General features: G+C 72.8%; 7 protein-coding genes. 6 read left to right on the top strand and 1 reads right to left on the bottom strand.

The features are described 5' to 3' along the window. The first annotated feature begins 268 nt into the window (after window positions 1-268). From iolC to AC4IJH_RS37415, 5 genes are read left to right on the top strand one after another with little or no spacing between them, the layout of a single operon-like run. Entirely contained in the window at window positions 269-1,276 is a 1,008-nt protein-coding gene (gene iolC, locus AC4IJH_RS37395; protein ID WP_490856452.1) for a 5-dehydro-2-deoxygluconokinase, read from the top strand. Window positions 1,277-1,324: 48 nt separating this feature from the next. Beyond that, window positions 1,325-2,203: a Cgl0159 family (beta/alpha)8-fold protein gene (locus AC4IJH_RS37400; protein ID WP_490856453.1), complete on the top strand. Its 879-nt coding sequence runs from the start codon at window positions 1,325-1,327 to the stop codon at window positions 2,201-2,203. Between the two features lie 30 nt (window positions 2,204-2,233). Then, a complete protein-coding gene (iolB, locus tag AC4IJH_RS37405) occupies window positions 2,234-3,127 on the top strand; it encodes a 5-deoxy-glucuronate isomerase (protein ID WP_490856454.1) in 894 nt (297 codons plus the stop codon). Further along, on the top strand, window positions 3,124-5,013 hold the full coding sequence (iolD, locus tag AC4IJH_RS37410) for a 3D-(3,5/4)-trihydroxycyclohexane-1,2-dione acylhydrolase (decyclizing) (protein ID WP_490856455.1): 1,890 nt from the start codon (window positions 3,124-3,126) through the stop codon (window positions 5,011-5,013). Before iolB ends, iolD begins: the two co-directional genes overlap by 4 nt. A gap of 49 nt (window positions 5,014-5,062) precedes the next feature. After that, window positions 5,063-6,556 (top strand): CoA-acylating methylmalonate-semialdehyde dehydrogenase, encoded by a 1,494-nt coding sequence (locus AC4IJH_RS37415; protein ID WP_490856456.1) that lies wholly within the window; start codon window positions 5,063-5,065, stop codon window positions 6,554-6,556. A gap of 97 nt (window positions 6,557-6,653) precedes the next feature. Here AC4IJH_RS37415 and AC4IJH_RS37420 read toward each other — a convergent pair whose 3' ends face one another. Further along, window positions 6,654-7,880 (bottom strand): styrene monooxygenase/indole monooxygenase family protein, encoded by a 1,227-nt coding sequence (locus AC4IJH_RS37420; RefSeq protein WP_490856457.1) that lies wholly within the window; start codon window positions 7,878-7,880, stop codon window positions 6,654-6,656. A 221-nt stretch (window positions 7,881-8,101) separates the two neighbouring features. On the opposite strand from AC4IJH_RS37420, the gene AC4IJH_RS37425 reads away from it, so the two are divergent. Beyond that, window positions 8,102-9,286, top strand: coding sequence for a hypothetical protein (locus tag AC4IJH_RS37425; protein WP_490856458.1), 1,185 nt, complete (start codon window positions 8,102-8,104; stop codon window positions 9,284-9,286). Window positions 9,287-9,326 lie beyond the last annotated feature (40 nt).

Raw genomic sequence — 9,326 nt, forward strand, 5'->3', positions numbered from 1 at the left:
CCTCTCACCGGTCGACGGTGACCGGGAAGGCGCTGGGTGGGGTTGTGGGGCACAGCCTCTACGGCCCTCCGGAGAGTGTCAAGACTTCGTCCTGACATAAGGACTTAAGGACTTTGTAACCCGTGACCTCCCGGCCATGGTCCCACTTCCGACGTCAGAATGTAAGGACAAACTGTTGACAGGGTCTGACCCGCCCCGTTAGACCTGTGGACGGAGCCGATCCACCGGGCCGGGAGGCGATGTGCCGGGCCCCAGCGAAAGGGAGCTCATGACCGAGCAGCTCAGGACCGAGCCGTACGACCTGATCACCATGGGCCGCATCGGCGTGGACATCTATCCGCTGCAGACCGGGGTCTCCCTGGCCGAGGTGGAGACGTTCGGCAAGTTCCTCGGCGGCTCGGCCACCAACGTCGCGGTCGCCGCCGCCCGCCTCGGGCGCGCCACGGCCGTCATCTCCCGCACCGGGCGCGACCCCTTCGGCGACTACATCCACCAGGCGCTGCGCGACTTCGGCGTGGACGACCGCTGGGTGATGCCCGTCGACCCGTACCCGACGCCGGTCACCTTCTGCGAGATCTTCCCGCCGGACGACTTCCCTCTCTACTTCTACCGCCGCCCCAAGGCCCCCGACCTGGTCATCCGGCCCGAGGAACTGGACCAGGAGGCCATCAGGGCCGCCCGGATCTTCTGGGTCACCGGTACGGGCCTGTGCGAGGAGCCCAGCCGGGCCGCGACCCTGGCCGCGCTCGAAGCCCGTGCCAAGTCCGGGGCGACGGTCTTCGACCTGGACTGGCGGCCGATGTTCTGGGGCGGCGAGGGCGGCGCCTCCGGGGACGGCGGCGCCAGTGGCCCCGCCGCGATGGCCAAGGCCCGCCCGTACTACGAAGCCGCCCTCGCCCACACCACCGTCGCGGTGGGCAACGTGGACGAGGCCGAGGTCGCCACCGGCCTGCGCGAGCCCGAGGACTGCGCCCAGGCGCTGCTGGACATGGGCGTCGAACTGGCCGTCATCAAGCAGGGCCCCAAGGGCGTGCTCGCCGTGCACCGCGACGGCCGCAGTGCCGAGGTCCCGCCCACCCCCGTCGAGGTCGTCAACGGCCTGGGCGCCGGTGACGCCTTCGGCGGCGCGCTGTGCCACGCCCTGCTCGACGGCTGGGACCTGTCGCGGGCGATGCGCTACGCCAACGCCGCGGGCGCCATCGTCGCCACCCGCCTGGCCTGCTCCTCCGCCATGCCGACCACCACCGAGGTCGAGGCGTTCCTCACCGGGCACTGAGCCCGCCCGTCCGCCGCCGACCCCCCTTCCCAGAAGGTGAGAACCGCCTTGACCACTCGGATCTCCGACCTCGTGACGCTGCGGGCCAGACACCCCGAAGCCGTCGCGGAGGCCGCGGCGCGCCGCACCCGACGCCCCCTGATCGGCGACAGCGGACGGCTGATGATCGTCGCGGCCGACCACCCGGCGCGCGGCGCACTCGCCGTCGGCGACCACCGCCTGGCCATGGCCAACCGCCTGGACCTGCTGGAGCGGCTGTGCCTGGCGCTGAGCCGCCCCGGTGTGGACGGCGTGCTGGCCACCGCCGACATCCTGGAGGACCTGCTGCTGCTCGGCGCCCTGGACAACAAGGTCGTCATGGGCTCGATGAACCGCGGCGGACTGGCCGGCGCCTCCTTCGAGATGGACGACCGCTTCACCGGACACCGCCCCCAGGACCTCGCCCGGCTCCGCTTCGACGCGGGCAAGCTGCTGCTGCGCATCGACTACGACGACCCCGGGTCGCTGACGACGCTCCAGTCCGCCGCCCGCGCCATCGACGCGATGGCCGAGCGCGAACTGCCCGTATTCGTCGAGCCGTTCATCTCCCGCACGGTGGACGGCAAGGTCGTCAACGACCTGGGCGCCGAGGCCGTCACCACGTCCGTCGCCATCGCCTCCGGGCTCGGCGGCACCTCCGCGTACACCTGGCTCAAGCTGCCCGTCACCCGCGACCCGGACGACATGGCGCGGGTCTGCGAGGCCTCCACGCTGCCCACCGTCCTGCTGGGCGGCGAGGTGGGCGCCGACCAGGACGGCGCCTACGAGCGGTGGCGCAAGGCGCTGCGGCTGCCCTCCGTACAGGGCCTGGTCGTGGGGCGCTCGCTGCTGTACCCCGCCGACGGGGACGTGGCGCGGGCGGTGGACACCGCCGTCGGACTTCTTTAACTGTCAGTGGTGAGTAGGAGACTTGCAGTCATGAGTGCTGAGTTCCACATCCGCGCGGGGTCCGGGGCCGACGGCCCGTACGCCCTGGACATCGACCCCGGCAAGGCGGGCTGGAGCCACTCCTCCTTGCGCGTCCTGGACCTGCCGCCCGGCGGCGAGCACACCTTCGACACCGGCGACAGCGAGTGGATCGTGCTGCCCCTGAGCGGCGGCTGCACGGTCCGCGCCGACGGTGGCGAGCGCTTCGAACTGGCCGGGCGCCAGAGCGTGTTCAGCGGTGTCACGGACTTCGCGTACGTGCCGCGCGACGAGCGGGTGCGCATCGACAGCGCGGCCGGCGGGCGCTTCGCGCTGACCGGCGCCCGCTGCGAGCGCCGCCTGCCGGCCCGCTACGGCCCCGCCTCCGGCGTCCCCGTGGAGCTGCGCGGCGCGGGCGCCTGCTCGCGCCAGGTCAACAACTTCGGTGCGGCGGGCGTCTTCGAGTGCGACAGGCTCATCGCCGTCGAAGTGCTCACCCCCGGCGGCAACTGGTCCTCCTACCCTCCCCACAAGCACGACGAGTGCCGCCCCGGCGAGGAGTCGCAGCTGGAGGAGATCTACTACTACGAGATCGCCTCCGCCCACGGCGCCGAGGGCCTGGGCTACCAGCGCGTCACCCCCTCCGGGCAGGGCCGCGGCACGGACGTTTTGGCCGAAGTCCGCAGCGGCGACGCGGTGTTGATCCCCGACGGCTGGCACGGCCCCTCCATCGCCGCGCCCGGCCACGACATGTACTACCTCAACGTCATGGCGGGCCCCGGCGCGGACCGCCAGTGGCTGATCTGCGACCACCCCGACCACGGCTGGATCCGCTCCACCTGGCCCGAGCAGCCCGTCGATCCCCGCCTGCCCCTCTACGACGCGCCCGCAGGAGACCCCCGATGAGCACCGCCACCGCTGTCACGACCCGCCGCCTGACGGTCGCCCAGGCCCTGGTGGAGTTCCTGGCCCACCAGTACACCGAGCGCGACGGCCGGCGCCACCGCCTGATCAACGCCTGCTGGGGCATCTTCGGCCACGGCAATGTGGCCGGCATCGGCCAGGCCCTGCTGGAGTCCGAGGGCGCGCTGCCCTACCTCCAGGGCCGCAACGAGCAGGCCATGGTGCACGCCGCGGTCGGCTACGCCCGCCAGCGCGACCGCCTGGCCGCCCAGGCCGTCACCACCTCCATCGGCCCCGGCGCCACCAACCTCGTCACCGGCGCGGCCCTGGCCACCGTCAACCGCCTGCCGGTGCTGCTCCTGCCCGGCGACGTCTTCGCCACCCGGCCCGCCGACCCCGTCCTCCAGCAGCTCGAAGTGCCCTACGCGGGCGATGTGTCGGTCAACGACGCGCTGCGCCCCGTCTCGCGCTACTTCGACCGCGTCACCCGCCCCGAGGCGCTGATCCCCGCCGCCCTCCAGGCCGTGCGGGTGCTCGCCGACCCCGTCGAGACCGGCGCGGTCACCCTCGCCCTGCCACAGGACGTCCAGGCCGAGGCGTACGACTGGCCCGAGGAGTTCTTCGCCGACCGCGTCTGGCACGTGCCCCGCCCGGTGCCCGAAGCGCGCGCCCTGGCCGACGCCGTACGAGCCGTCCGCGCGGCCCGCCGCCCGCTGATCGTCGCCGGCGGCGGCGTCCACCACAGCCAGGCCGAAGAAGCGCTGCGCGCCTTCGTGGACGCCACCGGCATCCCCGTCGCCTCCACCCAGGCGGGCAAGGGCTCGCTGCGCCACGACCACGCGGCCGACGTCGGCGGCATCGGCCACACCGGCACCGCCACCGCCGACGAACTCGCCCGCACCGCCGACCTGGTCATCGGCGTCGGCACCCGCTACACCGACTTCACCACCGCCTCCGCCACTCTCTTCGCCGACCCCGGCGTGCGCTTCCTCAACCTCAACATCGCCTCCTTCGACTCCCACAAACTGGGCGCGTCCTGCCTGGTCGCCGACGCCAGGGCGGGACTGGAGGCACTGACCCGGGCGCTGTCGGACCACCGCGTCACGGCCTCCTACGAGCAGGAGTACGCCGCCGCGAAGGCGGACTGGGAGCGCCGAGTGGACGCCGCGTACGCCGCCGAGGACTCCCAGCGCCCCTCCCAGACGCAGGTGCTCGGCGCCCTGGACGCCGTCGTCGGCGACGAGGACGTGGTCATCAACGCCGCGGGCTCCCTCCCCGGCGACCTCCACAAGCTCTGGCGGGCCCGCTCGCGGCGCCAGTACCACCTCGAATACGGCTACTCCTGCATGGGATACGAGATCCCCGCCGCCATCGGGGTGCGCCTGGCCGCCCCCGACCGCCCCGTGTGGGCCCTGGTCGGCGACGGCACGTACCTGATGATGCCCACCGAGATCGTCACCGCGGTCCAGGAAGGCATCAACATCAACGTCGTCCTGCTGCAGAACCACGGTTACGCCTCCATCGGCGGGCTCTCCCAGCAGGTGGGCGGCGAGCGCTTCGGTACGGCCTACCGCTTCCGCGCCAAGGACGGCACGTACACCGGCGATCCGCTGCCCGTCGACCTCGCCGCCAACGCCGCTTCGCTGGGCATGCACGTCATCCGGGCCCGGACGGCCGGCGAGCTGCGCGCGGCGCTGGCCGAGGCCCGCGCCGGTGACCGCCCCACATGTGTCTATGTCGAGACCGAAACCTCCGACACTGTGCCGGGCGCGCCCGGCGCGCAGGCCTGGTGGGATGTGCCTGTCGCCCAGATCGCGACGCGCCCGGCGGCGCTCGCCGCCCGCCAGGAGTACGACCGGCAGGTCACCGCCCGCCGCCGCCACCTGTGATGCCCGCCCCAGCCCGCTGCCGTACCGCTCGCAACGAAAGGCCCGTCCCATGCAGACCATCAACCACTGGATCGGCGGCAAGCCCGTAGAGGGCACGTCCGGGACCTTCGGACCGGTCTACAACCCCGCGACCGGCGCCCAGGACAAGCAGGTCGCCTTCGCCTCCGTCGACGAGGTGGACGCCGCGGTCGCCGCCGCCAAGGAAGCCTTCAGGACCTGGGGCACCAGCTCCCTGGCCAAGCGCACCGCCGTCCTGTTCAAGTACCGCGAGCTGATCGACGCGCACCGCGACGAACTCGCCGCGCTGATCACCGCCGAGCACGGCAAGGTGCACTCCGACGCGCTCGGCGAGGTCGCCCGCGGCCTGGAGATCGTCGAACTGGCCTGCGGCATCCCCGAGAAGCTCAAGGGCGAGCTGTCCACCCAGGTCTCCACCCGCGTCGACGTGGCCGCCATCCGCCAGTCCCTCGGCGTGGTCGCCGGCATCACGCCCTTCAACTTCCCCGGCATGGTGCCGATGTGGATGTTCCCGCTGGCCGTCGCCTGCGGCAACACCTTCGTCCTCAAGCCCAGCGAGAAGGTCCCCTCGGCCGCCTTCAGGCTCGCCGAGCTGGCCGCCGAGGCGGGCCTGCCCGACGGCGTCCTCAACGTCGTCAACGGCGACAAGGTGGCCGTCGACCGCATCCTGGAGCACCCGGACATCGCCGCGGTCTCCTTCGTCGGCTCCACCCCCATCGCCCGCTACATCCACACCACCGGCACCGCCAACGGCAAGCGCGTACAGGCCCTGGGCGGAGCCAAGAACCACATGCTGGTCCTCCCGGACGCCGACCTCGACCTGGCCGCGGACTCCGCGATCAACGCCGCCTACGGCTCGGCGGGCGAGCGCTGCATGGCCGTCTCCGTCCTCGTCGCCGTCGGGGAGATTGCCGACCCGCTGATCGAGAAGATCAAGGAGCGGGCCGCCGCGCTGCGCATCGGCCCCGGCACCGACCCGGCCTCCGAGATGGGCCCGCTGATCACCAAGCAGCACCGCGACAAGGTGGCCTCCTACGTCACCGGCGCCGCGGCCCAGGGCGCCGAGGTCGTCATCGACGGCACCGGCTTCACGGTCGAGGGCTACGAGGACGGCCACTGGATCGGCATCTCGCTCCTGGACCGCGTCACCCCCGAGATGGACGCCTACCGCGACGAGATCTTCGGCCCGGTCCTGTCCGTCGTCCGCGTGGCGACCTACGACGACGCCATCGCCCTCATGAACTCCTCCCCCTGGGGCAACGGCACCGCGATCTTCACCCGCGACGGCGGCGCCGCCCGCCGCTTCCAGTTGGAGGTCGAGGCCGGCATGGTCGGCGTGAACGTCCCCATCCCCGTCCCCGTCGGCTACCACTCCTTCGGCGGCTGGAAGGACTCCCTCTTCGGCGACCACCACATCTACGGCAACGACGGCGTCCACTTCTACACCCGCGGCAAGGTCATCACCACCCGCTGGCCCGACCCCTCCGACGGCGGCATCAACCTGGGCTTCCCCAGCAACCACTGAGGCCCTGACACCCCTGGGGAACGCCCCCGCCGGCCGCGTCCGGCGGGGGCCTTCCGCCTGCCCTGCGCCTACTGAACGGTGGCCAACTGCCCTGCGCCTACTGAACGGTGGCCAAGTAGGCGTCCGTGTCCGCCGGTTCGACGAGCCAGTCGGTGAAGCCCGCCGGTTCGGCGTAGCCGTTGATGAAGCGGTCGGCGACGTGCTGGGAGCGGGTGGCGGCGGCGAGGACGCGCACGATGTGCTCCGGCAGCGGGCCCAGCATCACGTTGGTGAAGTCGGTGGAGTGGCGGGCGGTGGACCAGAAGTCGTCGAAGGCGCGCTGCATCCAGGCGGGGTCGAAGGGGGCCTTGCCGTGGGCGAGGACCGAGCGCAGACAACTGTCCGCCGCGCGGGCCGCGTTGTTGGAGCCCTGGCCGGTGACCGGGTCGTTGGTGACGACGGTGTCGGCGATGCCCAGGACGTGGGTGCCCGGTCCGAGGTGGGCGACGGGGCGGCGGACGACGGGGGTGACGGCGCCGTAGAGCGTGGCGCCCGCGTCCGTCGGCTCGGCGTGCCGGAACAGCTCGTACTCCTGGGGCGCATGGGTGCGTAGCAGCTCCAGGCCGCGGGCGAGGCAGTCCTGCGGCGAGGGGCGGTCCTGCCAGCAGTCGAGAGGGCTGCCCGGGACCGCCTCGAACAGGAGGATGTCGCAGGGACCGCCGACGGTGAGCGAGGGGATGACGAAGATCTCGCCGGCCTCGCCGATCACGTTATTGCGTACGTGCGGCCCGGCGAGCTCCGGGTGGGGCGCGACGCCGTGGAGATAGACGCAGGCCAAGGTGCGCTGCGGGCGCTCGAAGGGGGAGCGGGCCGGATCGCGGCCGAAGATCTCGCCCAGTGCGCCGCGGCCCGCCGCGACGACGGTCAGGTCGTGCGTGGCGGCCAGTGAGCGCAGCCGGTCGGTGGTGACCGTGCCGAACTCGGTGCGGCCGCCGCGGGAGGCGAACAGCTCCAGCCAGTGCGCCATCTTCACCCGCTGGTCCACGGACTGGGCGAACTCCTCGAAGCGGCCCGTGAAAGAGGAGGCGAGGGTGCCGGGCGGGTCCCAGGAGCTCACCCGCAGCCCGTGGAGCCACGGCGCCTCGGTGTCCCAGGAGTTGAGGCCGAGCGCGCGCTCCAGCCGCAGCGCCGGGCCGAACATCACCTGGGACGACAGCACCCGCCCCGAGCGGATCCGGTGCGGCGTACGGTCCGCGGCGACGGTGACGTCATAGCCCTCGGCGAGCAGCCCGAGCGCGAGCTGGAGCCCCGCCTGCCCGGCGCCGACGATCGCGATGCTGCGCATGTCGCTTCCCCCTCGGAGATCCCCGTACGGGACCGGGTCCGCCCCGGCCCCGTCCGTTTCTATCGGCGGGGAGCGCGGGACGTACAGGGCGCCGCGGCGGGGGGACGGCGGGGAGAGCGCCCTCACCGGCGCAGACCTCGCGCACGAGGGTTGCTACGGTGCGGGGTCGCGATCCGGACAGGGAAACGCATGAACAAGACGGGGACGAAATGCCACAAACCATGGCGCTGACCAAAGGCGCGCGCATCACCGTGGGCGTGTTCTGCGCGCTCTTCTTCCTGCACAGCGTGAGCTGGCTGGTCGTCGATGTCGCACAGCTCGGCATCGGCGGCGTGTGGGACGGCTGGGTGGCCAACACCCGGCCGGGCCCCAACGCCGTGACCGGCCCGTACACGCTCGGCCTGGCGGCGGTGCAACTCGCGGCGGTCTTCGCGGCCTTCGCCGGGGCCCGGGCCGCGGGCGGCCTGCTCGCCGTGGCGACGATCCTGTCCCTGACCTCAGGGGCCCAGATGTTCGTCAGCACCGGCAACCACACCAGCGACAACCGCTGGTTCCTCGGCCCGGTCGACCAGTACTCCTCGGTCTTCGAAGGGGTCTTCTTCGCCAGCGCGTGGCTGATCCTCTTCGGTGTCGTCGCGGGGATCGTGCTGCTGGCCGGAATGCGCCGCTGGCCCGGGCCGCGCCCGAGCGAGCCGCCGATGCGGCCCGCGAAGGCGTCCGCCGCCGTCGGAGCCCTGGTGCTCGGCGCGCTCGTGCTGTGCCACCTGGCGTGGAACGTCTATGTGTGGGTGCAGTCCGTGGGCGATGTCTTCGCGCTGTACGTGGGCCGCGGCACGCTCACCGCGCTCTCCGGCCTCGCCCCCGGCTGGTACAGCCTCACCTTCCTCCTGCTGAGCGCGGTGGGCGTGCTGCTGTCGCTGATCCGCGGCGCCGCTTCGCGCGGCTTCGCGCTCGGCCTGGCCCTGGTGCTGCTGCCGCCCGCCCTGCTCGGCCTGGTGTCGCTGATCGGCAACGGCGCCCTCTTCGAACTGGGCGACGCGGCCCCCGGACTCATGCTGATCTACCGCCTGCTGATGGTCGTGGAACTGCTGGGGTCCATCGCGCTGCTCGTCCTCATGGGCAGGCGGGGCGAGCCGGTGGCCGCCGGGTGGATTCCGCCGGGGCAGGCCGTACCGCGGTTCGCCGCGCCTGGTTTCCCGCAGGCCCCGATGGGCGGGGGCTGGCAGCCCGGTCCCGCCGCGCCCCTGCCGTATCAGGGCGCGCCCTACCCGGGCCCCGCGATGCCGCCCGTCCCGCCGCAGCAAGGGCCGCCCATGCCCCAGCAGGGCCCGCCGCCCATGCCCCAGCAGGGACCTCCCCTGCCGCCGCCTCCCGCGCAGGGCGGCTTCGGCCCGCCCCCGGCCTGAGCAGCGCCCCGCCCCGCACGGCCCCGCCGCCGTACCGCAC

It is taken from the genome of Streptomyces sp. UF-297 (assembly GCF_058245575.1).

Excerpts from the sequence above, each read along its gene's own strand:
- iolC (WP_490856452.1), top strand. The coding sequence starts at position 269 with ATGACCGAGCAGCTCAGGACCGAGCCGTACGACCTGATCACCATGGGC.
- iolB (WP_490856454.1), top strand. The coding sequence starts at position 2,234 with ATGAGTGCTGAGTTCCACATCCGCGCGGGGTCCGGGGCCGACGGCCCG.
- iolD (WP_490856455.1), top strand. The coding sequence starts at position 3,124 with ATGAGCACCGCCACCGCTGTCACGACCCGCCGCCTGACGGTCGCCCAG.
- AC4IJH_RS37415 (WP_490856456.1), top strand. The coding sequence starts at position 5,063 with ATGCAGACCATCAACCACTGGATCGGCGGCAAGCCCGTAGAGGGCACG.
- AC4IJH_RS37420 (WP_490856457.1), bottom strand. The coding sequence starts at position 7,880 with ATGCGCAGCATCGCGATCGTCGGCGCCGGGCAGGCGGGGCTCCAGCTC.
- AC4IJH_RS37425 (WP_490856458.1), top strand. The coding sequence starts at position 8,102 with ATGGCGCTGACCAAAGGCGCGCGCATCACCGTGGGCGTGTTCTGCGCG.